The organism is Pseudomonas sp. RIT623, assembly GCF_004519305.1.
Taxonomy (GTDB): Bacteria; Pseudomonadota; Gammaproteobacteria; order Pseudomonadales; family Pseudomonadaceae; genus Aquipseudomonas.
On record NZ_SOZA01000010.1, the window covers coordinates 92367 to 118574 of the forward strand.

The window sequence follows — 26208 nt, forward strand, 5'->3', positions numbered from 1 at the left end:
CTCACCAGTAGAGCGACAGCGCCAGGGCGCCGAACAGGCAGACGAACAGGGAAAGGCGCAACAGCGCCGGGTGCCAGAAGAAGCGATAGCCATCCACGCTGGCGATGAACCGGTCCAGGCCCCAGGCCAGGCCCAGGGCGAACAGGAACATCAAGGTCATGGTGGGCATGTACACGCCATGGAAGGCGATCTCGCGGGGCATGGTTTCACGGAGCATCGTGCAGTCCTTTCGCCGGAACCAGCGGCGACTGTGGGTCGAGCAGGGAGGAACGGATGAAGTGCAGGTAGCTTTGCGCGCGGCGCAGCACCGAGGTGTCGAAGTGCCGGGCGAAGGGTTCGTCGGTGGCCTGCACGCGGCTGATGGCATGGTCCACCGCCACCAGGGCGCGCTCATGGTTGCTGGCGCTGGGTTGCAGGAACAAGCGCGCCAGGGCGCGGCCCATCACGCGGATGGCCTGGCGCCAGGGCTGCGACTCGGCATAGGCCGGGTGGATCGGCGCCCGCGCCTGCTCCTTGCGCAGCTCGATGATGGCGTGGCCGATCTCCAGCACCGTGAACATCCAGCCCATCAGTTCGCTCTGCACCTGCGGCTTGCCGGCGGCCAGGCCATAGGCCTGGTGCAGCAGGTCGCGGGTGCGGCTCTCGAACGCCGAGCCCAGGCCACGCAGACGCCCACCGATGGCGAACAGCACCTGCTCGCGCAGTTCCTGCTCCAGCCGGCTCCACAGCCAGCGGCTGTTGGGCGGCAGGATGATCGCGCCAGCGGCGGCGCAGACGAACATGCCGATGACCATGCCGATGTAGTCGTTGATGAAGGCATAGGGGTCGTAGACCGTCAGGTTGTTGGGCACCGAGCCGATGGCGAAGAACACCAGCAGGCCCAGGCCATAACCTGCATAGGCCGGGCGCGAGGCGAGGAACGCGCCGAGCACGAACACCGGCGCCAGGACCATGCACAACAGCGCGAAGCCATCGATCCAGGGGAACACGAAGAAGGTTTCGAAGAAGCCGACGAACGCCCCGATCGCCGTGCCGCAGGCCATCTGGAACGACATGCGCTTGGGGTTCGGCGAGGCCGCCGACAGGCACACGGTGACCGTGGCGATCAGCGTCATCATGCCGCCGCTGGGCCAGTCGCTGAGCAGCCAGTAGCTGCCCAGCAGCAACAGCACCGCCGAGGCTCGCACGCCGGCGGCCAACGACACCAGCCAGCTGGTCTGGGCCACATAGGGCTCATCCCAGTGCTCGCGCTCATGCTTGTGCACGGCCAGCGAGGCGTGGGTCTCGGCATAGCTGTACATCTCGTCGACGAAGCGGTACAGCAACTCGAACGCCGTGTGGAAATCGAGCAGGTCGGACTCGCTGGGGCCGGTCTCCAGGTATTCGCCACGCAGGCCGCGCACCTGGGCCTGCAAGCCTTCCTTGTAGGTGCCCAGCTCCAGTGCCAGGCGCAGCGCGTCGGCATCGGTGAGGGCGCGGCCAACGTAGGGCTGGAGCAATTGCGCGAGGGTTTCGATACCCGGTTCGATCGCGCTGACGATCTGCAGCGGGCCGCGCGCGCGCAAGCGTTCGAGCAAGCGGTGCAGGGCGTTGAAACGGGTGGTGATGGCCATGAACTCGCTGTTCATGCGCACCAGCCGGCCAGAGCGCCGGCGCATGTGCGGGTCTTCGAAAGCGGTGACATTGCGCAGGCTCTCAAGGCCCACGGCCTCGGCGACGAAGCGCACGTTGCTGGTCTCGTAGCGATCGCGTTGGCTATCGCCGCGCAGGGCCTCGACCACCACCGCGGCGAAGGTGCCGAAGCGCTGGTACAAGGCATTGCGCATGGCGGCGCTGGCCGACTGCGGCAGGATCGCGGCGCTGACGAAAGTCGACACCAGGATGCCCAGGGCGATTTCCAGCACCCGCCACACCGCCGCCATGAACGCCTGGTCGGGGTGCTGCAACACCGGCAGGCCAATCATCGCCGCGGTGTAGCCGGCCAGCACGAAGCCATAGGCGCGGAAGGTGCGATAACGCATGGCGCCGGCCGAGCACAGGCCGACCCACAGGGCCAGGCTGGGCAGGAACAGCTCGGTGTTCTGCGGGAAGATCGCGATCAACGCGATCATCATCGCCGAGCCGGCCAGGGTGCCGAGCACCCGGTAGAAGCTCTTGGCGAACACATGGCCGCTCTGCGGCTGCATGACGATGAACACGGTGATCATCGCCGTGCGCGGCTGCGGCAACTCCAGGCGCATGGCCAGCCACAGGGTGATGAAGGCGGCGGCCAGGACCTTCAGGATATACACCCAGGTGACGCCGTCGGTGCGCGCCCAGGCAAAGAAGCCGCGGCGCCATTCCAGGCTCCGCAGCCAGCGCAGGGGCAAACTCGATGTGCTCATTCGGCGTGGTCCGGCTTGTCGAAGATGGCCAGGGTGGCCGGGGTTTTCGGTGCGGCCTGACGCTGTTCGTCCGGCACGTCCTTGCCTGCCTCCAGGCCCCCGCCCAGGGCAGTGACCAATTCGGCATGGGCCACCAGGCGCGCGGCCTGTACCTGCTGCTGCAGCTGTTGCTGGCGGAACAGCAACGTCTGCGCATTGAGCACGTTGAGGTAGTCGGTCAGGCCACGCTGGAAGGCAATCATGGCGATGTCGTAGGTTTTCTGCGCCGCGGCCACGCTCTCGGCGGCGAAGTGCGACTGTTCCTTCATCGATTCACGGCGAATCAGCTGGTCGGAAATGTTCTTCAGCGCGCCGATCACCGTCTGGTTGTAGCGCGCCACGGCGACGTCATAGCCAGCCGAGGCCACGCCCAGTTGCGAACGCAGGCGGCCACCGTCGAAGATCGGCAGGCTGATGGCCGGGCCGACGTTGTAGTTGAACTTGCGCCCGGTGAGAAACTCCAGCGGGCCGCCACCGGTGGCCATGAAGCCGAGGCTGCCGACCAGGTCGACGTTGGGGAAGAAGCCGGCGTGGGCCACGTCGATCCCGCGGGCCTGGGCCGCCACCTGCCAGCGGCTGGCGACCACGTCGGGGCGCTGGCCGACCAGTTCGGCGGGCAGGTTCGACGGCAACTGCAACGGTGCGGCAAGGGCCAGGCTCGGCCGCTGCAGCTTCGCGCCCTCCCCCGGGCCCTTGCCGGCCAGGGCCGCGAGCTGGTTGCGGGTCAGGGCGATCTCTTCGTTGAGGCTGTCGATCTGCCGGTGGGTCTCGGGCAAGGGTGCCTCGGCCTGGCTGACCTCGAAATGGGTGCCGATGCCGCCATCGAGGCGGCGCTTGGCCAGGGCGAGGATCTGCTCCTGCTGGGCCAGTTCGGCCTGGACGATATCGCGCTGGGCATAATGCAGGCTGAGCTGGATGTAGGCGCGCACCACGTTGTTCTCAAGCTCCAACTGCGCCTGGCGCGCCTCGGCCACGCTCACATGCGCCTGGTCCACGGCCTGCTCGCTGGCATTGCGCTCGCGGCCCCAGAGGTCCAGCGCGTAGCTCAAGCCAATGCTGGCATTGTTGTCCCAGGTATTGGCACCCGACAGCGCGCCGGGGCCGTAGAACTGATCTTCCGGCCAGTTGTGGCGCTTGAGCGAGGCGTTGCCGTTAGCCTGGAGTTTTTCCGCCGACTCGACCACGCCGGCCAGGGCCTTGGCTTCACGCACCCGGGCGGCCGCCATGGCCAGGCTCGGGCTGCCGGCCAGGGCCTGGGCGATCCAGCCGTCGAGCTGCGGGTCGGCATAGGCGCGCCACCACTGCTGGGCCGGCCAATGGGCGTCACGCGCGGCCTCGCGGATCGCGTCGTCGATGGTCAGTTGGTTGGCTTGAAGGGTCTTGCTTTGCGGGGCGATGCCCCAGGTTCCGATACAGCCGCTCAAGGTGAGACAAAGGGCACAGGCACTGAACGCATGGAGCGCTCTGATGTGGCGACGCGGCACAGCTGCGATTTCCCGAGGAAGAGGTGGAGGGGCCGAGCAATTCTAGGGGGCGCGTGGAGTGGCGATAAGCGTATATTCCTGCGAATCTTTGTTACCAAAACAGCGATAATCCGGCTTTAGTCGGAAGCGACAGATAGTTACTTCATGTCACAATTTTGTCCTCTAAACCGAGAGTGACCCATGGACACCCTGCAAAACATGCGTGCTTTCAGTTGCGTGGCCCAGCTCGGCAGCTTCACCGCTGCCGCGGCGCAACTGGATACGACCACCGCGAACGTGTCGCGGGCGGTCTCCAACCTGGAAGCCCATCTGCAAACCCGCCTGCTCAACCGCACCACCCGGCGCATCGCGCTGACCGAGGCCGGCAAGCGCTACCTGATGCGCTGCGAGCAGATTCTTACTTTTGTGGAGGAAGCCGAGGCCGAGGCCAGCGATGCCCACGCCCGCCCCGCCGGGCAGCTGAAGGTGCACTCGATGACCGGGGTCGGCCAGCATTTCGTGGTCGACGCCATCGCCCGCTACCGCGAGTCGCACCCGGATGTCACCTTCGATCTGACCATGGCCAACCGTGTGCCCGACCTGCTCGACGAGGGCTACGACGTGTCCATCGTCCTGGCCAGCGAGCTGCCGGACTCCGGCTTCGTCTCCCAGCGCCTGGGCATCACCTACAGCATCGTCTGCGCCTCGCCCGACTACGTGGCCCGCCACGGCTTCGCCCACAAGCCCGCCGACCTGCTCAAGCATGCCTGCCTGCGCATGGTCAGCCCGGTGATCCCGCTGGAAAAATGGCTGTTCGACGGGCCTGAGGGACAGGAGGTGGTCAACATCACCAGTTCGCCGTTCCAGGTGAACTCGGCCGATGCGATGAAAACCGCGATCCGCAGCGGCATGGGCGTGGGCGTGCTGCCGATCTACACCGCCATCGACGGCCTGCGCGACGGCAGCTTGGTGCGGATCCTGCCGCAGTACCGCCTGCAGGAGCTGAACCTGTACGCGATCTACCCGTCGCGCCAGTACCTGGATGCCAAGATCAAGACCTGGGTCGAGTACCTGCGCAACTCGCTGCCGGAGATCCTCGCCGCCCACGAGGCCGACCTGAAAACCCACGAGCTGCTGATCGCCAACTGAAAAAGCCGGTGCATTGCAATGGACGGCAATGGTAGGTTGCTAAGCAATGACGCCGTCATCGCGCGGCAAGTCCGCTCCCACGAGTGCTCCACTGCATGCATGGGAGCGGGCTTGCCCCGCGATAAGGCAGCCCCCGCTCGTTTTGCAGAGAAGCAGCCCGATGAAAAAGACCGTCCTAGCCTTCAGCCGCATCACCCAGGCCATGGCCGAGCGCCTGCAACATGACTTCAACGTGATCGTGCCCAACCCCAAGCTGGGCGACATCGCCGCCCAGTTCAACGAAGCGCTGCCCGAGGCCCACGGCCTGATCGGCGTCGGTCGCAAGCTGGGCCGTGCGCAACTCGAGGGCGCCGGCAAGCTGGAGGTGGTGTCCAGCGTCTCGGTCGGCTACGACAACTACGACCTGGACTATTTCAACGAGCGTGGCATCGCCCTGACCAACACCCCCGACGTGCTTACCGAAAGCACCGCCGACCTGGGCTTCGCCCTGATAATGGGCTGCGCCCGACGCACCGCCGAACTGGACGCCTGGACCAAGGCCGGCCACTGGCAGGCCACCGTCGGCCCGGCGCAGTTCGGCTGCGATGTGCACGGCAAGAAACTGGGCATCGTCGGCCTGGGCAACATCGGCGCTGCCATCGCCCGGCGTGGCCGTTTCGGTTTCAACATGCAGGTGCTGTACACCGGCAACAATCGCAAGACCGCGCTGGAACAGGAGTTGGGCGCGCAATTGCGCAGCCTGGATGAGCTGTTAGCAGAAGCCGATTTCGTCTGCCTGGTGGTGCCGCTGTCCGACGCCACCCGCAAGCTGATCGGTGCCCGTGAGCTGAAACTGATGAAGCCCAGCGCATTCCTGATCAACATCGCCCGCGGGCCGGTGGTGGACGAGGCGGAGCTGGTCGAGGCGCTGCAAAACGGCACGATTCGTGGTGCCGGGCTGGATGTGTACGAGAAAGAGCCGCTCGCCGACTCGCCGCTGTTCAAGCTGCCTAATGCCCTGACCCTGCCCCACATCGGCTCGGCCACCGCCGAGACCCGCGAGGCCATGGCCAATCGGGCCATCGACAACCTGCGCACTGCGCTGCTCGGCGAACGCCCACAGGATTTGGTCAATCCGCAGGTGTGGAAAGGCTGAAGGCTCGATCGCGGGGCAAGCGCTCACTTCGCTGGCAATGCACCAGTAACCTGCCTCGGCTTCGACTTGCGAAACACCAGCACATTACCCGCCATCACCGCCACCAACCCCAACAACGCTGGCGCCGTCCACTGGTAACCCTCGGCGAACGCCGAGACATTCAGCGCCACCAGCGGGAACAGCACCGTGCAATAGGCGGCCCGCTCCGGCCCCATGCGCCCGACCAGGGTCAGGTAGGCGGTGAAGGCGATCACCGACCCCGGAATCACCAGGTACAGCAGCGCGCCGACATAGCGGGCATTCCACTCCATGGTGAAGGGAATACCGCTGAGCACACAGTACAGCGCCAGCATCGAGGCGCCGTAGAGCATGCCCCAGGCGTTCGTGGTCAGCGGCTTGAGACCAGCCTTCTGTTGCACGCTGGAGAGCATGTTGCCCGCCGAGAAGCACAAGGTGCCGAGCAGGCCCAGCCCCAGCCCATACAAGGTTTCGCGGCTGGCCGCGTGGTGCGACAGCTCCGGCCAGAACAGCAGCCCCAACCCGAGCAGGCCCAGGGCGCCGCCACCAAGCACGTTGGCGGCGATCTTCTGGCCGAAGAAGATCCGCGCATTGATGGCGTTCCACAACGTGGCGGTGGAGAACACCACGGCGATCAGGCCGCTGGCGACCCACTGGCTGGCAGTGAGGAAACACATGAAGTTGACGCAGAACAGGCACAAGCCCTGGGCCAGGCACACCAAGTGCCCACGCCGGTTCATCGGTTGCAGGCGGCGGGTGAGCAGCAGGAAGGCGAACAGGATCAGCCCGGCCAGGGCGAAGCGGTAGACGATCGACACCGGGATGGCGACCGTGCCCAGTTGCCACTTCAGGGCGATCCAGGTAGTGCCCCAGATCAGGACGGTGAGCAGGTAGAGCGACAGGTTCATGGCAGTCCTCCGGGTGTTGAGCCAAGGGCCGCGTTGCGGCCTTCGCCGGCAAGCCGGCTCCTACGGGGACGCTGTAGGAGCCGGCTTGCCGGCGAACAACCGAGACGACATGCCCACTGTCAGTGTCCAACGCCCTGTTTGTTCCGGCTTGCAAAAACTTGCGCTTTTCCACCCCAGGTAGCTGCCAGCGCGCCCCGCGCGCAGTACGATGGGCGCCAGAGGAACCACCCATGCCCGCACTCGACCACCTGCAGGTTTTCAATGCCCTGAACGCCTCGCCCCACGCCCGCCTGGAGCTGAGCGCGCACCTGGGCGACGGGCTGGCGGCGGCGCTGTGGAGCAACCGTGACGATGCCCGCGACTACCAGGCCCCCAGCCATCACACGCTGTCGTGCTACATCGCCGACGGCACCGGCACCTTCCGTCGCCAGCGCCCGGGCGAGCGCGGCGCGCCCGACAAACTGTGCGTGATGCCCGCCGGCCATGAATCGAACTGGGTGATCAATGGCTCGATCCGCCTGGCCCACCTGTATATCAACGAGGAACAGTTCGCCCTCGGCTGCACGCGCCTGCTGGACCGCGAGCCGCGTGAGCTGCAACTGCGCGAAGCGACCTTCCTTGACGACCGGCAACAAGCCCGGCGCTTCCGCCAACTGATCGGCCTGGACTGGGCCGAGCCCGGTGAGCGTCTGCTGGCCAGCAGCCTGGCCCACGACATCATCGACCACGCCGTGCTCAATCAGGTTGGCCTGCGCCAGGGGCTCAAGCTCAAGGGCGGTCTGGCGCCACACCAGCGCCGCCAGTTGCTCGACTTTATCGAAGCCAACCTCGAGCAACCGCTGACGCTGGGCGAACTGGCGCTGCGCTGCAACTTGTCCGAATACCATTTCGCGCGGATGTTCCGCGCCAGTTTCGGCCTGCCGCCCCATCAGTACCTGCTGGCCAGGCGGCTACATCGCGCCTGCCAGTTGCTGCGCTCGGGGGCGTTGCCCTTGGGCGAGGTGGCGCTGTTGTGCGGATTCGCCAGCGCCAGCCATTTCAGCAACCGCTTCAGGCAGGCGCTGGGGGCGACGCCGGGTGAGTACCGGGCAGCGTTCGCCGGTTGATTCTGGTGTACACGCAACTGTAGGAGCCAGCCTTGCTGGCGAAGGCGTCCTCAAGGTACAGGGCAAGGCTGCGCCTTGCATCGCCAGCAAGGCTGGCTCCTACAGTGCCAGTGCACTAGAACTCGAAGGTACTCGACAGGCTCACCTGCCGCGCATCGCCGATCGCCACGAAATACCGATTCACCGCCGAGCTGTAGTACACCTTGTCGAACAGGTTCTTCACGTTCAGTTGCAGGCGCACCTTGTGCTCGTCGAGCTGGGTCTCGTAGCTGGCGAAGGCATCGGCGACGGTATAGGCCGGCAGGTCGAAGTCGTTGGTCGCGTTCCCCGCACGCTCCCCCACATAGCGCGCCCCCGCCCCCAGGCGCAGTCGATCACCGCCAAACAAACTGCCGTGGTCGTACACCGCCGACAGCGAACCACTGTGGCGGGCGACGTTCTGCAAGCGGTTGCCCTTCAGGTCCGGGTCCTGGGTCACCTCGGCATCGGTGAAGGCATAGGCGCCGATCAGGCTCCAGCGCTCGCTGAGCTGGCCGGCCAGGTCCAGCTCGACGCCACGGGAGCTGACCTCACCGGCATTGCTGTACAAGGTTTCACCGATGTTGGTATCGAAGTTGGACACCAGCACATTGCGCTTGGTGATGTCGAATAGCGCCAGCGTGCCGGAGAGCCGCCCGGGCATGTCGAGCTTGGCCCCCAGTTCCCAGGACTTGCCCTCCTCCGGGGCGACCGACGCGTCCAGCACCAGCCCACCGGTCAATGGCGCGATGCTGGAATTGGGCTTGAACGACTCGCTGTAGCTGCCATAGAACGACAGCTGCTCGTCCACTTTGTACACGACCCCCGCATGGGGTACCCAAGCACGATCACGGGTATCGGTGTTGGCACTGAACGGGCGACCGCGGCCAGCGTATTGGTCGTACTGCTGCAAGCGTGCGCCGGCCACCAGGATCCAGTGCTCGTCCAGGTGCAGGGCATCCTGGAAGAACAGCGCGTCGGTGCGCAGCTTGTCGGTCTGGTCGCTGTCGCTGGCACGCACGGCGCTGCCTTCGACTTCGCGGTCGTACACCGGGTCGAGGTAGCTGAAGGTCGAGCGACTGGCCTGGCGGATCAGATCGGCGCGGTAGACCTTGCGGTCCTCATGGTCGACCCCCACCAGCAAGTCATGCTGCAGCCCCGCCAGTTGCACGCTGCCGTTGAGGCTGAAGGTGGCGAACTGATCGCGGCTCATGGCGCCGTGGGTGCCGTCGATGCTGCGGGTGAGCGTGCCACGCGCGTCGTTGACGCCGGTCACGCGCACCTGGCTGGCGTCGTAGGTTTCACGATTGAAGCTGTAGCCGACATGCAGCTTCCAGTCGTCGGCGAGCTGGTGATCGACCTCCAGGCGGTACAGGTCGGAGCGCCCTTCCATATCGTTGAACGGCTCATCCAGGCGGCGCGTGGCGGGGATGTCCAGCGGGTGGTTGGTGCGGTTGCTGATGGCCGTGCCGCGGTCGAACGGCGAGAGAAATTCGCGGTGCTCGTAGGCCAGCACCACCTGCGTGTCCTCGCCGTACCAGGCCAGCGACGGCGCCACCAGCGACTCGCGGTGCACACCATAGTTGCGCCAGTAGTCTTCGTCCTCATGGTCGACGATCAGCCGGTAGGCGAACGGACTGTCGCCCAGCGCGCCGGTGCTGTCGAAGCCGCCACCGCTGCCGTTCTTGCCACTGCCATAGGTCGAGCCGCGCAGCGTGAGGGCGTTGTACTGCTGCAATTGCGGGCGCTTGCTGACCACGTTGATCACCCCGCCCGGGTCCTGGATGCCATACAGCAGCGACGCCGGGCCCTTGAGCACTTCCACCCGCTCGGTGCTGGCATTGAGCGCGCGGCCCTGCACCAGCGGCATGCCGTCGCGCATGATCGAGCCGTCGCGGTTGTCGCCGAAGCCGCGCTTCATCACGGTGTCGGCGGTGCCGCCGAAGTTGTTGCCCTGGGTGATGCCGCTGACGTTGTACAGCGCGTCGTCGAGGTTGCGTGGCGCCTGGTCGCGAATCACCTGGGCCGGCACCACGTTGATCGCCTGGGGAATCTCCAGGGTCGAACCCTGGCCGCGCATGATCGAGGCGCTGGCCGGCGGCTGGTAGCTGTAGTCGTCCATCTGCGAGTTGATGGTGGTGGCCTGCAGGTTCAGCGCGCCGGAGGTATCGACAGGTTCCAGGGTCAGGGTGCGGGCGTCGAGGCGGCGCCAGGCCAGCCCGGAATTGCCCAGCAGTTGTTGCAGGGCCTGCTCGGCGCTGAAGGTGCCATTGAGCGCGGGCGCCTGTTGCCGTGGCAGTTCCAGGGTGTAGACCACACTTTGCCCGGTGGCCCGGCTGAAGGCGTTGAGCGCCTGGGCCAGCGGCTGGCTCGGTTGGGCGAAGACATAGGCCTGGCGCTGCTGTTCGGCCAGGGCCTGGGGTGCCAGGGCCAGGGCGGGCAAGGTGCAAAGGCCGAACCAGAGAGGGACGCAAAGCGGGGTGAACTTCATGGACGCTGACCTGTGAGAGGGATGAACGTTTGCGAATGAATCGCACTACCACTCACTACACGGATGCCGTGATGAAGTACCTCACCCCCTGCTCAAAATTTTATGCGCCACTGCGCGATCACCGTAGGAGCCGGCCTTGCCGGCGAACACCGGCGCCGCCGGTGCCATCCACCGCGTCGCCGGTGTTCGCCAGCAAGGCTCCTACAGCGCCTGCGTTTGGGGGCTGAATATCAGTGCAACACCGTCAGCCGCCCCAGCAGCGTCTGCCGCGAAAAGCCCAGCACCTTGCCCAGCGAATCCAGCGCCACCAGCGGCTCCGTCACCGGGAAACTGCCACTGACCTTGCGCTGCGCCAACTCGCCATCGAGCAACAGGATCCGCCCCGGGTAGTAACGCGCCAGATCCTCGACCACCTGCCCCAGCGGCACCTGGTAGTAATTCAGCCAGCCCTGGCGCCAGGCCAGCCGGCCCTCACTGTCCACCGCCTCGACACCACCCGCCACGCCCTCGGCGTAGGCCAACTGCTGGTTGGCGGTCAGTTCCCGGGCCTGCTGCCCTTCGGCCGCCGTCACCGCTACCCGCCCACTGCGCACGGTCACCTGGGCCCCGGCGGCCTGCTCACGCACTTCGAACTGCGTCCCCAGCACACGCACCTCGCCGCCACCGGCCTCGACCAGGAACGGCTGCCCGGTATGGGTCACCTCGAAGAACACCGCACCTCGCAACAGCCGCACCCGCCGCTCGCCATGGTCGAAGTCCACGGCCACCGCGCTGCCGGCATCCAGGGTCAGCTGCGAGCGATCCGCCAGGGTCACCTGGCGCAGCTGTTCGCCGCTGCTGTAGTCGGCGCGCAGGTCCAGCAGCCAGGCCTGTGGATGCCAACCCGCCACGCTTCCCACTCCAAGCACCAGGCAAGCCGCAACCGCGAAACGACGCCAATGGTTCGTGTGGCGAGGCCGCCGCATCGCTTCCAGGTACTGGCGCAGGCTGTCCTGCTCTTCGGCGGCCAGGCGCGCCGCCGGGGCTTCGCTCAGGCGCCACAGGGCCTCGGCCTCGGCATAAGCACGGCGATGAGCGGGGTCCTCCAGCAGCCAGCGCTTGAACGCCGCGCCATGCGCCTGTTCGGCCTGCTGGTTGATCCGCCCCAGCCAACGCAGGGCCGCTCGGGACTGCTCGGCGGTGATCGGCTGTTCAACATTCATCGACGGGCGCTCCCTGGCCGGCGCGGAGGGGGGGCGGCTTCGGCAACACTCGCCTTGCACGCTTCGAGGGCGCGCATCATATGCTTTTCCACGGCGCTCTGGGACAGCTGCATGGCTCTGGCGATCTCGCCGTAGGTGCAGCCGTGGATGCGGTTGAGCAGGAAGATCTGGCGAGTACGCTCGGGCAAGGCGCGCAGGGCCGACTCGATACGCTGCAGGTCGTGGACAACTTCCAACGCCTGCTCGGGCGCCTGGGTGCCTGGCTCGTCGTCGTTGATATGCAGGCCTTCGGCGGCGCGATCACGCGAGCCTTCGCTGCGCAGGTAGTCGATGGCCAGGTTGCCGGCGCTGCGCAGCAGGTAGGTGTCGAGGGCCTCGACCTTGACCTCGGGGCGGCGCCAGAAACGCAGGAACAGGTCCTGGACCAGGTCCGAGGCGGTGGCGCGGCAACCGATGCGCCGGCTCACCAGCGCCTCCATGCGCGCCCGCTGGGCCAGGAACACCTGGACGAAGCGCGCTCGGCCGGCGCCGTCGGGCTCGGCGTCGATCACTTCCCCCGGCTCGCTCAAGCCCTCACACCGCCAGCAAGGCGAGCAGCGGACCGAGCAGCAGGCTCACCGTCGCCAGGCCCAGCAACAGGCGAGGTTGATACGGCAGGCCGAACACCCACACGGTGCCCCCGGCCATCAGCACGGCAATCCACTCCACCAACCCCAGCGCCCAGCCACGCCCTTGCACCGCGAGCACCAGCGACAGCAGCAGCAAAGCCCAGCCACAGAAGCGCAAGGCTCGCAACTGAACAGCCGTTGGCTTGCGCCCGAGCAGCTCGTTGAAATGCTTTTCCATGGCCAGGCACAGCCCGGCGAAACCGGCGAAACCGATCAGGGCGACACTCAGCATCCGCTCGCCTCCACCGTTTTCGCGGCACGCGGCGCACGCTTGGCCACCGGCGTGGGCGCGCGCAGCATCTTGCCGGCGGCCCACGCCAGGAACAGCCCGGTGCCTAGCGCGGTCAGGTCGAAACCGGCCATGGCCCAATCGCCCACGGCGATGGAGTGGTTCAGGCCCTGCCCGGTGGTCAGCGCGTTGAGCACAGGCAACAGCGCGAATGCCAGCGCACCCAGCGCCAGCTGTTCACCCCAGGCGCGGCGCCCGGGGCGCAGCATCGCGTGCAGCAACGACAGCCCCCAGGCCAGGAAGAACCCATTGATCTCCCAGTCGGCGCGCCCTTCCTGCGTCGCCGGCACCAGGCGGTTGACCCAGAAGAACGCCGCCACGGCCAGCATCAGGCCGCTCATGCTGGCGATATTGAGCACCTCCACCAGGCGCAGCTCGCCCGGCATGCGTGCGCTCTTGGCGTGCTTGAGCTGGCGCTTGCCCAGCCACATCACCAGGCCCGTGCCGATCACCGCGGTGCCGGCCACGCCAAAGACGAAGTACAACCAGCGCAACCAGGGCCCGGCGAAGTTACCCATGTGCAGGCCGACAAAGGTGAATGAGGTCAACATCGCCGCGCTTTCCGGCGCCCCCTGGGTGAGCAGCGCGCCGCTGGCGCCGTCGAAGGTCCAGTTGGCGCTGCGCCGGTAGGCCACGCTGTCGGATGACGCGCGGTTGAAGGTGACGCGGGCGTTGCGGTCGCCGGGGTTCTGCACCTGAATGAAGCCCAGCCGCGCGCCCGGAGCCTGGGCCTGCAACTTGCCGTACAGCTCGGCCAACGGCACCAGCGGCGCGGCCTGGGCCGTCGCCTTGGGCACCTGGTCGCGGCCGAACACATCGCTGAAGTAGCGGTTGCTGTCGCCATAGCTGGCCATGATGCTGGCCGGCATCACCATGTACATGAAGATCACCAGGCTGCTGTAGCTGATCATCAGGTGGAACGGCAGCACCAGCACGCCGATGGCGTTGTGCCCATCGAGCCAGGAACGCTGGCCTTTGCCGGGGCGGAAGGTGAAGAACTCCTTGAAGATCTTCTTGTGGGTGATGATCCCGGTGACCAGCCCGAGCAGCATGATGAAGGCGCAGAAGGTCGACAGCCAGCGGCCCCAAGGGTGCGGCATCTGCAGTTGGAAGTGGAAACGATAGAAGAACTCGCCGCCCCGGCTGTCGCGGGCCTCGACTTCCTGGCCGCTGCGCGCATCCAGCGTCTTGCTGACGAAGCCCCGTCGCCCGCCGGCCTCGGGATCGCGCCAACCGACGCTCAACGCCGACTCGCGCTCGCTGGGCAGGCGGATGAACCAGCCACCGGCGTGCCCGGCGTTGGCCTCCAGGTAGCGTTGCGCCGCCGTCAGGCTGGCCGCGGGATCGAGCGCGTGGCTGCGGATTTCCGGTTGGGTCCAGTGGCTGATCTCATCCTTGAAGTACGACAGCGTCCCGGTCAAGAAGATCGCGAACAACAGCCAGCCGAAGATCAGGCCGGTCCAGGTGTGCAACCAGGCCATCGCCTGGCGGAAGCCCTCTTTCATGGCTGTTTCATCCAGTAGGCCAGGCCGTTGATCGCCCCCAGCAACACGCTCGGCAGCAGCACCCCCAGCCAGGCGCGCCAGGCGCTGCGGCAGGCGAAGCACCAGAGGAACGCCAGCAGGTAGAACACGAACGACAGCATCATGCCGGTCATGGTCGCGTCCACCTGGCTCATGGGCGCCAGCAGGGTGATGCAGACACTGGCCATCGACGCCAGCAGGTAGCCGCCCAGCAAGGCAGCCAGGCTGCGTGAAGTCACGGCCAGGCGGTAGCTCAAGGGAAGACCGGCGGCTTTGCGGTTCATGGCGAGGGTCCGGGGAATGGGGCTGCAATAGTAATGATTTCAATTCTCATAAGCAAAACCCTATAGGCATGCGCTCACGCCGCCACTCTTGATTCGACGGCGCAGGCGTGCGAGCGCAGGGGGCCACTCATCGCGATCAGCCTTGCATCGCCACCGATTGCCGAACAGCGGCCGCCTGAATACAATGCGAACAATTCTTACTTCCAGTTGCGCCAGCAGGCGCCGGAGTCGCATTGGTGCCCAGCGCGCTTTCCTCCACCGTCGAAGGCCTCTACCTCGCCCATCACACCTGGCTCACCGGCTGGTTGCGGCGGCGCCTTGGCTGCCCGCAGAGTGCCGCCGACCTGGCCCAGGACACCTACGTGCGCCTGCTCCAGGCCCGCGAGGCGCCACAACTGGTCGAACCCCGCGCGTTCCTCGCCACCGTGGCCAAGCGCGTGCTGTGCAACCACTTCCGCCGCCAGGAACTGGAGCGCGCCTATCTCGAGGCGCTGGCCCAGGTGCCCGAGCAAGTGGCGCCGAGCGAAGAGGACAAGGCGATCATTTTCGCCACCCTGCTCGAACTCGACCGCCTGCTCGATGGCCTGGCGCCGTTGGTCAAGCGCGCCTTCCTGCTGGCCCAGGTCGATGGCCTGGGCCAGGGCGAGATCGCCCGCGAGCTGGGTATCTCGCTGGCCACCGTCAAGCGCTACCTGAACAAGGCAGCCCTGCGCTGCTACTTCGCCCTGTGAACACCCGTTTCTCGCCACAAATCGCCGAGCAGGCGGTGCACTGGCTGATCGAGTCCCAAGGCGACAGCTTCGACCAGCAGCAGCGCCAGGCCCTGGAACGCTGGTTGCAGGCCGACAACGAGCACCAGCGCGCCTGGGCGCATATCCAGCAGGTCAACCAGCGCCTGCGCGGCGTCGCCTCGCCGGTGGTTCATGCCACCTTGCAGGCACCGCCCTCCCCAGCCCGGCGCCGGGCACTCAAGGCCCTGCTGCTGGCGGGCGTGGCCAGTGCCACCGGGCTGGGCCTGCAACAACACAATCCGCTGCCTGGGCTGATGGCCGACTACCGCAGCCCAGTGGGCCAGCGCCGCCGCCTGAGCCTCGATGATGGCAGCCAACTGCACCTGAACACCCGCAGCGCCGCCGACGTGCGTTTCGACGGCCAGCAGCGGCTGGTGCGCCTGCGCGAAGGCGAATTACTGCTCGACGTGGTCGAGGAACCCCGCCCGCTGCGCGTGCGCACCGCCGAAGGTGAACTGCACCTGGCTCGTGGTCGCTTCGATGTGCGCCAGTTCGACGGTTTCAGCCTGGTCTCGGTGTTCAGCGGCCAGGCCAGCGTCGCCAGCCAGCCCCTGCTGGCCGGGCACCAGGCCCGTTTCGCCCAGGGTGGCTGGCAGGCCATCGCGCCCCTGGACCCCAACCGCGCGGCCTGGACGGACGGCATGCTGGTGGTGTCGCAGATGCGCCTGACCGACTTTCTCGCCGAGTTGTCGCGCTACCGGCTCGGGCAGCTCGCTTGCAGCGAGCGAGTGGCCGCCTTGCGGATCTCCGGCTCCTATCCGCTGGAGGACAGCGAGCGGATCCTCGACATGCTCGAAGTGGCGTTGCCGGTACGGGTGCGGCGCTTCACCCGTTACTGGGTCAACGTGGAAGCCGCCACTAGTTGAACAACCGCGCCACCTTCCCCTGTAGGAGCCAGCTTGCTGGCGAACAGTCCCATACACAGATCCAAGACCTGCGTTGGGCCGGTTCGCCAACAAGCTGGCTCCTACCGAGCGCGTGACGCGACATTTTTTTCATTCACCTGAGCCATTTCCCGCGCCTCGCGTGACAGAGAAGGCAGAACCCCTTGTCACAGGACTTGCGCCACATGCACCCCAGCTCCCTCGCCTATGCCCTGCTGCTCGCCGCGCCATTCGCCCTGGCTGGCGAAACCCGCGACTACCACATCGCCGCCGGCACCCTGGAACAGGCCCTGAACCAGTTCGGCCGCGACAGCGGCGCGCTGATCTCGTTCAGCCCGGCGCTGACCCAGGGCTTGAACAGCCCAGGCCTTGAAGGTCAGTACGACACCGGCGAGGGCCTCGACGCCCTGCTGCGCGGCAGTGGCCTGCAAGCCCGCCAGGAGACCGCCAACGCCTTCAGCCTGCAACCAGCGCAGGCCGCCGCCGCTGGCGCCGCCGTCGAGCTGGGCGCCTCGACCGTGGTCGGCGACTGGCTGGGCGAGGCGCGCCAGGACAACGTCTTCGAGCACCCCGGCGCCCGCGACGTGGTACGCCGCGAACAGTTCGAGCGCAGCGGCGCCGCCAGCGCCCGCGAAGTGCTCAACCGCATTCCCGGGGTCAATGCCCCGGAAAACAACGGCACTGGCAGCCACGACCTGGCGCTGAACTTCGGCATCCGTGGCCTCAACCCGCGCCTGGCCTCGCGCTCCACCGTGCTGATGGACGGCATCCCGGTGCCCTTCGCCCCCTACGGCCAGCCGCAGCTGTCGTTGGCGCCGATCAGCCTGGGCAACATGGACGCGGTGGACGTGGTGCGTGGGGGCGGCGCGGTGCGCTACGGGCCGCAGAACGTCGGCGGTATCGTCAACTTCGTCACCCGCGCCATCCCCGAAGAGGCCACCTTCAAGGCGGCGATGCAGAACCAGGTCAGCCCGTCGTCGAGCCAGGATGGCCTGAAGAACAGCGCCAACCTGCTGATCGGCGGCACCAACGCCAACGGCCTGGGTGGCGCCCTGCTGTATTCCGGCAGCCGGGGCAGCGACTGGCGCGAACACAGCGACACGCAGATCGACGACCTGATGCTCAAGGGCAAGCTGCAACTGGACGAGGCCAACAGCCTGCACGCCATGGCCCAGTACTACGAGGGCGACGCCGAGATGCCGGGCGGGCTGAGTGCGGCGGCGTTCGACGATGACCCCTACCAGTCGACCCGCCTCAAAGACAAATTCTGGGGCCGCCGCACGCTGTTCAACTTCGGCTACGACTACAAGCAGGACGACCGCCAGTTCAGCGTCAACAGCTTCTTCACCAAGACCCTGCGCAGTGGTTACCTCGACCAGGGCAGCTTTGTCTCGCTGTCGCCGCGCGAATACTGGGTGCGCGGTATCGAGACGCGCTTCTCGCAGGGCGTGGCGCTGGGTGATAGCTGGCACGAACTGGGCATCGGCTACCGCTACATCAACGAAGCCGGCCACGAATTGCGCTACCGCGAGCCGACCCGCGCCAACCTGCTGCCGACCACCAACAGCCGCAACGACCGCGACACCCGCGGCAGCACCGAGGCCCACGCGATCTACCTGGACGACCGCATAGATATCGGCCGCTGGACCATCACCCCGGGCATCCGCTACGAGATGATCGACTCCGAACAGAGCAACAAGCTCAGCGGCCAACGCTATCAGGGCAGCTACAACACCGCCTTGCCGGCACTGAACGTGATGTACCACCTGACCGACAACTGGAACCTCTACGCCAACACCGAAGGCTCGTTCGGCAGCGTGCAGTACAGCCAGATGCCCAACCGGGTCAGCAGTGGCGAGGTAAAACCGGAAAAGGCGCGCACCTGGGAAGTCGGCACCCGCTATGACAATGGCGACCTGCAAGCGGAGATCGGCGCGTTTCTGATCAATTTCGACAACCAGTACGAAAGCAACCAAACCAACGATTCGGTAATCGCCCGCGGCGAGACCCGCCATCAAGGGATCGAGACCAGCGTGCGCTACGCCCTCGATGGCCTGAGCCCGGCACTGGCGGGCTTCGACGTACATGCCGGCTATGCCTTCGTCGACGCCAGCATCCGCGAAGACGGCCCGAACAAGGGCAACCAGGTGCCGTTCTCGTCGCGCCACAAGGGCACCCTGGGGCTCGGCTACACCCAGGGGCCGTGGCAACTGAACCTGGACAGCAGCTTCCAGAGCAGCCAGTACGCCGACAACGCCAACACCGGCAGCGAGAGCGCCGACGGCAGCACCGGGCGCATTCCCGGCTACATGCTGGTCAGCAGCCGCGCCGGCTACGACTTCGGCCCTACGCTTTCGAACTTGAAGGTGGCGGTGGGGGTGAAGAACCTGTTCAACCGCGAGTACTACACCCGCTCGTTCGACGACAACAACAAGGGCAAGTACGTGGGGGAACCTCGCACTTTATACCTGCAAACCTCGGTCGAGTTCTGATCGACGACAAGAAAAGCCCGGCGATCGCCGGGCTTTTTGCAACAGGAAATTTTTCTTCGACAGGGGCTTGAATTCGCCGCGCCGATGCCTGACCTTAGAGTCAAGAGGCGCAGAAAACCCAACGCCCTCAGTGGCCTAGGCACGCCTCTCGCGAGCAAGCTGAATAAGGATTGAATCATGCAAATCCAGGTCAACAGCAGCAACCACATCGAAGGCAACATCCGTCTCGACCAATGGGTGCGCAGCACCCTGCAAAGCAGCCTCGAACGCTACGAGGACGACCTCACCCGCATCGAGGTCCACCTGCGCGACGAGAACGGCGCCAAGCCCGGCCCGCATGACAAGCGCTGCCAGATGGAGGCCCGCCCCAAAGGCCACCAGCCGATTTCCGTGACCCATACCGCCGCCTCGCTCGACCAGGCGGTCGACGGCGCCGCCAGCAAGTTGAACCACGCCCTGGAACACTTCTACGGCAAGCTGCGCAGCAAGCGCGGTGCCCTGGAACTGAGTGATCCGGACGCCTGATCCAAACGGCTGTCACACACAAACGCCCGGCCTTGCGCCGGGCGTTTTCGCAGGTCGCCGATCAACGGCCCTGAACCAACCTCGAGCGCGCCCGGTCAATCTGTGCAGTCATTCAAGGCAGAACCCGACCATGAACAATCCTTTCGACCAGATCAGCGCCGCCTTCGCGCCTGAGTATCGCGTCAACCTCAGCATCGAGCGCCTGGACGGCAGCATCATGCTGACCCTGTCGGACGACAGCGGCGTGGTCGCCAAGCGTCTGATCAGCCAAGCCCAGCGCAATGAGCCGACGCGCCTGCGCCGGGTCATCGACAGCATCCGCCTGGGGCTGGCCATCGAGCTTGGCCAGAACCCCGTGGAAGTGCTGGCCGCACTGGCCCGCAGCCAGCACGGCGAACGCCGCTTGCCCAACGCAGGCGTGGCCAACTGAGGGTCACTTACCCTCGTCCACTTCCTTGCCACTGGCATCCAGCGCCTTGGTCGACGGGTAGCGGTACGAGGCATAGCGCACCACCAGGATGGCGAAGGCCAGCAACAGGATGCCACCGCACACGTACAACAAGCCGACATCCGGCGCCTTGTGATGCGAAACATCGCCGATCAGCAGGCGGGTCAACGCGGTGATCGCCACGTACAGCAGGAAGCGAATCGGCATGTGGTTGGTCTTGAAGTAGATCCCCACCATCGCCCCCAGCTCCAGGTAGATGAACAGCAGCAGGATGTCGTCGACGCTGACCCCGCCCTTGCCCAGCATGTCCAGGAAAGTCACCACCGCCGCATAGGCGGTGATCGCGCCAATGCCGAACAGCGCCAGGTAGTGGAAGGCCTCCACGCACAGGTTGCCCAGCGAGTCGGCCGAGCCATGCAGGCCCTTGCGCAGTTTTTCTGCCCATTTGATGTTCACGATGTTCGATATCCCCGATACGGCTGAAGGTCTTGTGGCATGCAGTTAAAGGGCCAGGCCCTTGCCTTGGAAGGCGGCCGATTGCCGCAGGGCACCTGTGGGCTACGCTGTTTTCAGCATAAAAGGCCATCATTGCGGTTGCAGGACGATGGCTTGAGCCTGTACTGTATAAAAATACAGTTGTTAGCCAACCCAACCAAAAAGGCACAGAGGTGATGAATGGCCGTCGAAGTGGTGTACCGCAGCAGCCGCGACCCGGAGCGCTTGTTCATGGATAAGGCCGAAGCAGACCGTCACGACAAGATGCTCGAGCTGGCCGAGCGCCTGGCCGAGGTGCTGCACAAGGCGGTGCCGTCGCTGAGCGAACAGCAGGTCGAGGAGGCCGGTATCTACATGGCCAAGAACCGCGATGTCTTCGCCCGTGCGTTCAAGAGCCAGCCCGATGCACTGTCGGAGCTGCTCGAAGGCGGCGCGGTGGAATGACGCCATCGCGGGGCAAGCCAGCAAGGCCCGCATCCATGGAAAATCTCGTGGGAGCGGGCTTGCCCCGCGAAATGGCTTTCAGCCGTACAGCAGTCTTTCCGCCAGCATCTGCGCCACCCGCGCTGGCGAACGCTTCTCCGCCTGGGCATGGGCAAACACTTCGGTCAGCCGCGAAGGTATCCGCGCCAGATGCGCGGTAATGGTTCCCAGCCCCTCGCCCCGATGGGTGAGCGCCACATAGATCAACCCACCAGCATTGATCACATAGTCCGGCGCATACAGGATGCCCCGGTTCTCCAACTGGTCGGCCACTTGCAGCGTGGTCAACTGGTTGTTCGCCGACCCCGCCACTGCCGCGCAACGCAGTTGCATCACACTCTGCCCGTTCAACACCGGTCCAACGCCACACGGCGCAAAGATGTCGCACGGCGTGCTGAGCAAGGCTTCATGGGCCACTGGGTGGGCATTTAGCTGCTCCACCGCCAGGCGCACCTTGCCGGCATCCAAGTCGCTCACCAACAGCTCGGCGCCCGCCGCATGCAGTTGCTCGGCCAGCGCATAGCCGACGTTGCCCAACCCTTGCACCGCCACTCGTAGCCCCTCCAGGTTGTCACTGCCAAGCCTTGCCATGGAGGTGGCGCGGATGCCGGCGAACACGCCCAGCGCCGCATGGGGCGATGGATCGCCCGAGGCGGTGGTACTGGTGACGTAGGGGGTGGCCTGGGCGATGCAGTCCATGTCGAGGGTCGAGGTGCCACTATCCACTGCCGTGATGAAACGCCCCTGAAGCGTGTCGACGAAACGCCCGAACGCCTCGAACAGCGCTGCACGGTTTTCCACATGCGGATTGCGCACGATCACCGCCTTGCCGCCGCCCATCGGCAGGCCAGCCAAGGCCGCCTTGTAGCTCATCCCCTGGGCCAGGCGGATGGCATCGGTCATGGCACTCTCGTCGTCGGCATAGGGCAGGTAGCGACAGCCACCCATGGCCGGGCCCAGTTGTTGGCTGTGAATCGCCACCACGGCCTTCAAGCCCGTGGGTGGGTCGATGAACAGGTGCAGTGACTGAGTGCGGGTGCTTTGCATGAGCGCGAACATCGACGGGCTCCCCCGAGAGGTGCTGCTACCAGTATAAACAGGTCAAGGCTGCACACCGCGCGGGCGGACCACTGGACGAAAAGCCGCGCCAGGGCTACAAGTTAAGCGTGATGGAGAAGCCCCATGAACCCACGCCAAGCCTGCCTGGCCTGCCTGGAACGCGAGCCGGTCGCCCTGCTGGAAGCCGCCCTGTGGATCGCCGCGGAGCATGATCGCACTGTCGAGCCCGCGGCCAGCCTGGCCCGGCTGCATGAGCTGCAACGCGAAGTCAGCACCAGCCTGCCGATGCTGCCGGTCAACGAACTGGCCCAGCCCTTGCTGCGCCAGCTCAACGCACTGGGCTACCAGCAGGATGAATATCACCCACTGCGCCCACACGTGGCCCTGATGGATAAGGTACTGCAGCGCCGCCGTGGCCAGCCGCTGCTGCTGGCGATCCTCGCCCTTGAACTGGCTCGCCGCCTGTCGATCCCCCTGGAGGGTGTGAACTTTCCCGGCCACTTCCTGCTGCGGGTGCCCGGCGCCGACCACCTGCTCGACCCCTGCGGCGGCCGCCGCCTGTACCCCAACGACTGCCGCGAACTGCTCGCTCGCCAGTTCGGCCCACAGCTGCCGCTGACCGCCGAGCACCTGCGCAGCGCCTCGCCGATGCAGATGCTCCAGCGCCTGTCGCGCAACCTTCGCCAGTTGCATATCAGCAACGACAACGACCTCGCGGCGCTGATCGATGCCGAGCGGGTCATGCAACTGGGCCCGGTGCAGGTCGGCGACTACCTGGCGCGGGCCACGCTGTACCAGCACCTGGACTGCCCCCAGGCAGAGCGCTTCGACCTGGAGCACGCCCTGCTGCTGACCGACGACCCGGTGCAGCGCCTGAAACTCACCGAACGCCTCGGCCAGTTGCCCAACGGCAAACGCTCAATCCACTAAAGCCTGGCCCTTGACCGTCGCTTCGCGCGGCCGCGGCGCGCGTACCCGGCTGATCAGCAGCGCGCCGAGCAGCGCCGGCACGGCGCAGAAGAAGAAAATTTGCTCCACTGGCATGTGCAAGGTCAGCAGCAGGCTGCCAAGCAAAGGTCCGAGGATCGAGCCGAAGCGCCCGACGCCCAGAGCCCAGCCTGTGCCGGTGGCGCGCACCTGGGCCGGATAGAAGTTGCTGACGAAGGCATTGAGCGTCAACTGCCCACCGATGATGCAGAAGCCAGCGGCGAACACACTGGGCACCAGCCAGCGTGGGTCGTCATGGTTGACGCCGACCAGCACGCTGAACAGCGCCGCCCCCAGCAGCACGCCGGCCAGCAGGTGGGCCTTGTTGGCCATGCGGTCGGCGCACCAGGCCAGGCACACCGCGCCGAAGGTGCCGGCGAACAGGAACAGCGAAGTCACCAGGTTGGCCTGGTTCAGCGCCAGCCCGCTTTCCTGCAGCAGCGACGGCAGCCAGCTGATCATGAAGTACAACAGGATCAAACTGACAAAGAAGGTGCTCCACAGCAGCAGCGTGGGCCGGGCGAACCCCTCGCGAAACAGCGCCACCACGGTGAGCTTGCTGTCAGCCGGCTCGTCGCTGGCGATGCGCGCCGCCGGTACCTGCCAGCCCGGCAGCAGGCGAGCGGTGACCCGCTGCAGCCGCGCATAGGGCGGGGCGTCACGCAGCAGGCGCGGCAGCGACTCGGGCAGGAACAGCGCCAGGAACGGGAACAGCAGCAAGGGTGCCACGCCGCCGGCGAGGAACACTGCCTGCCAGCCGTAATGATCGATAAAGCCCGCGGCGACGAAGCCCCCAGCAGCGCCACCCAGCGAGAAACCGCAGGCCGCCAGGGTGACCATCAAGGTGCGCAGGCGGGGCGGCGCATAGTCGGCCATCAGCGCCATGGCGCTGGGCATCGCACCGCCCATGCCGATACCGCAGAGAAAGCGCGCCAGCATCAGGCTGTCGAGGGAAGTGGCGAACACCATCAGCAGCGTCAGGCTGGCGTACAGCAGCACGCAGCACAGCAGCACCCGGCGCACGCCGAAGCGGTCGGCCAGTGGCGTCACCGCCAGCGAACCGACCGTCAGCCCCAGCAGGTTGGCGCTGAACACCGGCCCGAAAGCGGCCTTTTCCAGGCCCCAGTCCTGGGCCAGCGCGGGGATCACATAGCCCAGTACCTGGGCGTCATAACCATCGGTGACCAACAGCAGGATCAACAGCAGCAGCAGGCGCCACTGGTAGGGTGACACCGGGCGCGCGTCTAGCGCCGCGCGAAAGCTGGCTATCTGGTTGTGCATCGCAAGGTACCTGTCTTTTATTTTTATGTCATTGGGTCGCGATGGTAGTTGTAGGAGCCGGCTTGCCGGCGAACCAGGCACCACGGTGCATGGCACCGGCCGTGCCGGTGTTCGCCGGCAAGCCGGCTCCTACAGAGTCCGCGCATGCGGTCAGTTGGGGGTGTCGGGCTGCCTCGCCGGGTGGGCTTTCTGGAAGGCCGGGTGTTGCTCGGCCAGGGCGGCCACCCGGCGAATGCGCGGGTAGCCACCGAGGTCGATGTTGAAACGCTCGGCCGCGTACAGCTGCGGGATCAGGTAGACGTCAGCCACGCCGGGCGTCGCCCCGAAGCAGAAGCCGTCATCGCCGATCAGTTGCTCCACCGCCGCCAGCCCCTGGCTGATCCAGTGGCCGATCCACTGGTTGACCTGGGCCTCGTCGTGCCCCAACTGACGCAGCTGGTTGAGCACGCTGACGTTGTGCAACGGGTGGATATCGCAGCCGATGATCGCCGCCACGCCGCGCACCCTGGCCCGGGCTTCGGGCGCACTGGGCAGCAGTGGCGTTTGCGGGAAGGCTTCCTCCAGGTATTCGATGATCGCCGGCGACTGCACCAGCAACTCGCCAGCGTCAGTACGCAGGGCCGGCACCCGCCCTTGCGGGTTGAGCGCCAGGTAGTCCGCGCCGCGCTGCTCGCCCTTGAGCAAGTTCACAGGCAGGGCCTGGTAATCCAGGCCCTTGAGTGCCAGGGCAATGCGTACTCGATACGATGAAGTGGAACGGTAGTAGGTGAACAGTTCCATTGCCCTGCCCTCCTCAGTTGGCGGCGACGACAGTGCCACGGCACTCGCCGAAGCCGATGCTGGCCACGCCGTCGCGCACGCAACGGGCGCGCAGGATTAGCTCGTCGCCGTCCTCGAGGAACTTGCGCACCTCGCCGCTGGCCAGTTCCACCGGGTGCTTGCCGCCCTCGGTGATCTCCAGCAGGCTGCCGAACGAGCCCGGAGCCGCGCCCGACAGGGTGCCCGAGCCGAACAGGTCGCCCGGCTGCAACTGGCAACCGTTGACGCTGTGGTGGGCGACCATCTGTGCCACGGTCCAGTACATGCTGCGGGTGTTGCTCAGGGTCAGGCGCTGGGCCGGCAGGTTCTGCTCGCGCATGCGCGCGGTCAGCAGCAGCACTTCCAGCTCGATATCGAAAGCACCGCCAGCCTGGTCGCGCGCGTCCAGCAGGTACGACAGCGGCTGCGGGTCACCCTCGGCACGCGCCGGCTGAGCGCAGCGGAATGGCTCCAGGGCCTCGGCGGTGACCACCCAAGGCGAGACGCTGGTAATGAAGCTCTTGGACAGGAACGGGCCCAGTGGCTGGTATTCCCAAGCCTGGATATCGCGTGCCGACCAGTCGTTGAGCAAGCAATAGCCGGCCACGTGCTCGGCGGCGTCGCCGATCGCGATCGCCTGGCCCATCTCGTTACCCTGGCCAATCCAGATACCCAGCTCCAGTTCGTAGTCCAGGCGCGCGCAGGGACCGAAGCTCGGCTCGGTCTGGCCGGCCGGCAGGGTCTGGCCCTTGGGGCGGCGCACGTCGGTGCCGGACGGGCGAATGGTCGAGGCGCGGCCGTGGTAGCCGATCGGCACGTACTTGTAGTTGGGCAACAGCGGGTTGTCCGGGCGGAACAGCTTGCCGACGTTCTTGGCGTGCTCGATGCCGACGTAGAAGTCGGTGTAGTCACCGATCTTCGCCGGCAGGTGCAGCTCGCATTCGCTGGCCGGATGCAGGGCGGCTTTCAGCGCGCCCTGGTGCTCGCTACCTTCGCCCAGCAGCGCCAGCAGGCGCTCGCGCAGGGCCACGCGGGCCGTGCGGCCGAGGGCGAAGAAGGCGTTCAGCGCGCCACCGACGGTGGCCTCGACGGCGGCCTTGGCCGCGCCGTCGAACAGGCCGGCGGCCAGCACCGCTTCAAGGTCGAGGATGGCGTCGCCGATGGCCACGCCACAACGCGGTGCCTGGCCTGGCCGGCTGAAGATGCCCAGCGGCAGGTTCTGCAGCGGGAAGTCGCGGTGCCCGTTGGCGTGCTCGACCCAGCTACGGGCAATGGCGGTGTGGTTCAT

25 protein-coding genes are annotated in these 26208 nt (G+C 66.3%); 10 read left to right on the forward strand and 15 right to left on the reverse strand.

Going from position 1 to position 26208, the window contains the following annotated elements:
- Window position 1: 1 nt before the first annotated feature.
- From E3U47_RS09845 to E3U47_RS09855, 3 genes are read right to left on the reverse strand one after another with little or no spacing between them, the layout of a single operon-like run.
- A complete protein-coding gene (locus E3U47_RS09845) occupies window positions 2-202 on the reverse strand; it encodes a DUF1656 domain-containing protein (protein ID WP_028689551.1) in 201 nt (66 codons plus the stop codon).
- Window positions 203-206: 4 nt separating this feature from the next.
- Window positions 207-2384, reverse strand: coding sequence for an FUSC family protein (locus E3U47_RS09850; protein WP_134691170.1), 2178 nt, complete (start codon window positions 2382-2384; stop codon window positions 207-209).
- Window positions 2381-3907: an efflux transporter outer membrane subunit gene (locus E3U47_RS09855; protein WP_134691172.1), complete on the reverse strand. Its 1527-nt coding sequence runs from the start codon at window positions 3905-3907 to the stop codon at window positions 2381-2383. The genes E3U47_RS09850 and E3U47_RS09855 overlap by 4 nt, the downstream gene beginning before the upstream one ends.
- A gap of 180 nt (window positions 3908-4087) precedes the next feature.
- Between E3U47_RS09855 and E3U47_RS09860 the strand changes: the two genes are divergently transcribed.
- Both E3U47_RS09860 and E3U47_RS09865 read left to right on the forward strand, forming a co-directional pair.
- Window positions 4088-5035: a LysR family transcriptional regulator gene (locus tag E3U47_RS09860; RefSeq protein ID WP_134691174.1), complete on the forward strand. Its 948-nt coding sequence runs from the start codon at window positions 4088-4090 to the stop codon at window positions 5033-5035.
- Window positions 5036-5195: 160 nt separating this feature from the next.
- Window positions 5196-6170, forward strand: a complete 975-nt coding sequence (locus tag E3U47_RS09865) for a D-glycerate dehydrogenase (protein ID WP_134691176.1) — start codon at window positions 5196-5198, stop codon at window positions 6168-6170.
- Window positions 6171-6193: 23 nt separating this feature from the next.
- Here E3U47_RS09865 and E3U47_RS09870 read toward each other — a convergent pair whose 3' ends face one another.
- On the reverse strand, window positions 6194-7096 hold the full coding sequence (locus E3U47_RS09870; protein ID WP_134691178.1) for a DMT family transporter: 903 nt from the start codon (window positions 7094-7096) through the stop codon (window positions 6194-6196).
- A gap of 230 nt (window positions 7097-7326) precedes the next feature.
- On the opposite strand from E3U47_RS09870, the gene E3U47_RS09875 reads away from it, so the two are divergent.
- Window positions 7327-8202, forward strand: coding sequence for a helix-turn-helix domain-containing protein (locus tag E3U47_RS09875; RefSeq protein ID WP_134691180.1), 876 nt, complete (start codon window positions 7327-7329; stop codon window positions 8200-8202).
- Between the two features lie 115 nt (window positions 8203-8317).
- Here the strand turns inward: E3U47_RS09875 and E3U47_RS09880 are convergent, their stop codons facing one another.
- The 6 genes from E3U47_RS09880 to E3U47_RS09905 form a co-directional block, all read right to left on the reverse strand.
- A complete protein-coding gene (locus tag E3U47_RS09880; RefSeq protein WP_134691182.1) occupies window positions 8318-10711 on the reverse strand; it encodes a TonB-dependent receptor in 2394 nt (797 codons plus the stop codon).
- 230 nt (window positions 10712-10941) lie between these two features.
- A complete protein-coding gene (locus E3U47_RS09885; RefSeq protein ID WP_134691184.1) occupies window positions 10942-11913 on the reverse strand; it encodes a FecR domain-containing protein in 972 nt (323 codons plus the stop codon).
- Entirely contained in the window at window positions 11910-12482 is a 573-nt protein-coding gene (locus E3U47_RS09890) for an RNA polymerase sigma factor (RefSeq protein WP_134691186.1), read from the reverse strand. The genes E3U47_RS09885 and E3U47_RS09890 overlap by 4 nt, the downstream gene beginning before the upstream one ends.
- 4 nt (window positions 12483-12486) lie before the next feature.
- Window positions 12487-12813 (reverse strand): DUF3325 domain-containing protein, encoded by a 327-nt coding sequence (locus E3U47_RS09895; RefSeq protein ID WP_134691188.1) that lies wholly within the window; start codon window positions 12811-12813, stop codon window positions 12487-12489.
- The gene (locus E3U47_RS09900) at window positions 12807-14375 is read right to left on the reverse strand and encodes a PepSY domain-containing protein (RefSeq protein ID WP_134691190.1); all 1569 of its coding nucleotides are present in this window, start codon (window positions 14373-14375) and stop codon (window positions 12807-12809) included. The genes E3U47_RS09895 and E3U47_RS09900 overlap by 7 nt, the downstream gene beginning before the upstream one ends.
- On the reverse strand, window positions 14372-14677 hold the full coding sequence (locus E3U47_RS09905; protein ID WP_134691192.1) for a DUF3649 domain-containing protein: 306 nt from the start codon (window positions 14675-14677) through the stop codon (window positions 14372-14374). The genes E3U47_RS09900 and E3U47_RS09905 overlap by 4 nt, the downstream gene beginning before the upstream one ends.
- Before the next feature lie 236 nt (window positions 14678-14913).
- Between E3U47_RS09905 and E3U47_RS09910 the strand changes: the two genes are divergently transcribed.
- The 5 genes from E3U47_RS09910 to E3U47_RS09930 all read left to right on the forward strand — a co-directional run bounded on the left by E3U47_RS09910 (window position 14914) and on the right by E3U47_RS09930 (window position 19799).
- Window positions 14914-15408, forward strand: coding sequence for a sigma-70 family RNA polymerase sigma factor (locus E3U47_RS09910; RefSeq protein ID WP_134691194.1), 495 nt, complete (start codon window positions 14914-14916; stop codon window positions 15406-15408).
- Complete coding sequence (locus E3U47_RS09915; protein ID WP_134691196.1) at window positions 15405-16334, forward strand: FecR domain-containing protein; 930 nt, start codon at window positions 15405-15407, stop codon at window positions 16332-16334. The genes E3U47_RS09910 and E3U47_RS09915 overlap by 4 nt, the downstream gene beginning before the upstream one ends.
- A 203-nt stretch (window positions 16335-16537) precedes the next feature.
- Window positions 16538-18844: a TonB-dependent Fe(3+) dicitrate receptor FecA gene (gene fecA, locus E3U47_RS09920; RefSeq protein ID WP_134691198.1), complete on the forward strand. Its 2307-nt coding sequence runs from the start codon at window positions 16538-16540 to the stop codon at window positions 18842-18844.
- A 177-nt stretch (window positions 18845-19021) separates the two neighbouring features.
- Window positions 19022-19369, forward strand: a complete 348-nt coding sequence (locus E3U47_RS09925; RefSeq protein WP_134691200.1) for an HPF/RaiA family ribosome-associated protein — start codon at window positions 19022-19024, stop codon at window positions 19367-19369.
- A gap of 130 nt (window positions 19370-19499) precedes the next feature.
- Window positions 19500-19799: a DUF3509 domain-containing protein gene (locus E3U47_RS09930; protein ID WP_134691202.1), complete on the forward strand. Its 300-nt coding sequence runs from the start codon at window positions 19500-19502 to the stop codon at window positions 19797-19799.
- Between the two features lie 3 nt (window positions 19800-19802).
- On the opposite strand, the gene E3U47_RS09935 is transcribed toward E3U47_RS09930, so the two are convergent.
- Window positions 19803-20273: a phosphate-starvation-inducible protein PsiE gene (locus E3U47_RS09935; RefSeq protein WP_031315617.1), complete on the reverse strand. Its 471-nt coding sequence runs from the start codon at window positions 20271-20273 to the stop codon at window positions 19803-19805.
- 219 nt (window positions 20274-20492) lie between these two features.
- On the opposite strand from E3U47_RS09935, the gene E3U47_RS09940 reads away from it, so the two are divergent.
- Window positions 20493-20756, forward strand: coding sequence for a YebG family protein (locus tag E3U47_RS09940; protein WP_134691204.1), 264 nt, complete (start codon window positions 20493-20495; stop codon window positions 20754-20756).
- A 78-nt stretch (window positions 20757-20834) separates the two neighbouring features.
- Here the strand turns inward: E3U47_RS09940 and E3U47_RS09945 are convergent, their stop codons facing one another.
- A complete protein-coding gene (locus E3U47_RS09945) occupies window positions 20835-21854 on the reverse strand; it encodes a Glu/Leu/Phe/Val dehydrogenase dimerization domain-containing protein (RefSeq protein ID WP_134691206.1) in 1020 nt (339 codons plus the stop codon).
- Between the two features lie 123 nt (window positions 21855-21977).
- Between E3U47_RS09945 and E3U47_RS09950 the strand changes: the two genes are divergently transcribed.
- Window positions 21978-22784, forward strand: a complete 807-nt coding sequence (locus E3U47_RS09950) for a SirB1 family protein (protein ID WP_110700615.1) — start codon at window positions 21978-21980, stop codon at window positions 22782-22784.
- Here E3U47_RS09950 and E3U47_RS09955 read toward each other — a convergent pair.
- The 3 genes from E3U47_RS09955 to fahA all read right to left on the reverse strand — a co-directional run bounded on the left by E3U47_RS09955 (window position 22773) and on the right by fahA (window position 26208).
- Entirely contained in the window at window positions 22773-24122 is a 1350-nt protein-coding gene (locus E3U47_RS09955) for an aromatic acid/H+ symport family MFS transporter (protein WP_134691208.1), read from the reverse strand. The two genes, E3U47_RS09950 and E3U47_RS09955, sit on opposite strands and share 12 nt — an antisense overlap.
- 150 nt (window positions 24123-24272) lie before the next feature.
- Window positions 24273-24902, reverse strand: coding sequence for a maleylacetoacetate isomerase (gene maiA, locus E3U47_RS09960; RefSeq protein WP_134691209.1), 630 nt, complete (start codon window positions 24900-24902; stop codon window positions 24273-24275).
- 13 nt (window positions 24903-24915) lie between these two features.
- A complete protein-coding gene (gene fahA / locus E3U47_RS09965; protein ID WP_134691211.1) occupies window positions 24916-26208 on the reverse strand; it encodes a fumarylacetoacetase in 1293 nt (430 codons plus the stop codon).

Coding starts and splice junctions, on each gene's coding strand:
- E3U47_RS09870 (WP_134691178.1), bottom strand. CDS start 7,096: ATGAACCTGTCGCTCTACCTGCTCACCGTCCTGATCTGGGGCACTACC.
- E3U47_RS09925 (WP_134691200.1), top strand. CDS start 19,022: ATGCAAATCCAGGTCAACAGCAGCAACCACATCGAAGGCAACATCCGT.
- E3U47_RS09875 (WP_134691180.1), top strand. CDS start 7,327: ATGCCCGCACTCGACCACCTGCAGGTTTTCAATGCCCTGAACGCCTCG.
- E3U47_RS09945 (WP_134691206.1), bottom strand. CDS start 21,854: ATGTTCGCGCTCATGCAAAGCACCCGCACTCAGTCACTGCACCTGTTC.
- fecA (WP_134691198.1), top strand. CDS start 16,538: ATGCACCCCAGCTCCCTCGCCTATGCCCTGCTGCTCGCCGCGCCATTC.
- E3U47_RS09940 (WP_134691204.1), top strand. CDS start 20,493: ATGGCCGTCGAAGTGGTGTACCGCAGCAGCCGCGACCCGGAGCGCTTG.
- E3U47_RS09900 (WP_134691190.1), bottom strand. CDS start 14,375: ATGAAAGAGGGCTTCCGCCAGGCGATGGCCTGGTTGCACACCTGGACC.
- E3U47_RS09865 (WP_134691176.1), top strand. CDS start 5,196: ATGAAAAAGACCGTCCTAGCCTTCAGCCGCATCACCCAGGCCATGGCC.
- E3U47_RS09880 (WP_134691182.1), bottom strand. CDS start 10,711: ATGAAGTTCACCCCGCTTTGCGTCCCTCTCTGGTTCGGCCTTTGCACC.
- E3U47_RS09845 (WP_028689551.1), bottom strand. CDS start 202: ATGCCCCGCGAGATCGCCTTCCATGGCGTGTACATGCCCACCATGACC.
- E3U47_RS09895 (WP_134691188.1), bottom strand. CDS start 12,813: ATGCTGAGTGTCGCCCTGATCGGTTTCGCCGGTTTCGCCGGGCTGTGC.
- E3U47_RS09955 (WP_134691208.1), bottom strand. CDS start 24,122: ATGCACAACCAGATAGCCAGCTTTCGCGCGGCGCTAGACGCGCGCCCG.
- E3U47_RS09885 (WP_134691184.1), bottom strand. CDS start 11,913: ATGAATGTTGAACAGCCGATCACCGCCGAGCAGTCCCGAGCGGCCCTG.
- maiA (WP_134691209.1), bottom strand. CDS start 24,902: ATGGAACTGTTCACCTACTACCGTTCCACTTCATCGTATCGAGTACGC.
- E3U47_RS09905 (WP_134691192.1), bottom strand. CDS start 14,677: ATGAACCGCAAAGCCGCCGGTCTTCCCTTGAGCTACCGCCTGGCCGTG.
- E3U47_RS09850 (WP_134691170.1), bottom strand. CDS start 2,384: ATGAGCACATCGAGTTTGCCCCTGCGCTGGCTGCGGAGCCTGGAATGG.
- E3U47_RS09930 (WP_134691202.1), top strand. CDS start 19,500: ATGAACAATCCTTTCGACCAGATCAGCGCCGCCTTCGCGCCTGAGTAT.
- E3U47_RS09950 (WP_110700615.1), top strand. CDS start 21,978: ATGAACCCACGCCAAGCCTGCCTGGCCTGCCTGGAACGCGAGCCGGTC.
- E3U47_RS09860 (WP_134691174.1), top strand. CDS start 4,088: ATGGACACCCTGCAAAACATGCGTGCTTTCAGTTGCGTGGCCCAGCTC.
- fahA (WP_134691211.1), bottom strand. CDS start 26,208: ATGAACCACACCGCCATTGCCCGTAGCTGGGTCGAGCACGCCAACGGG.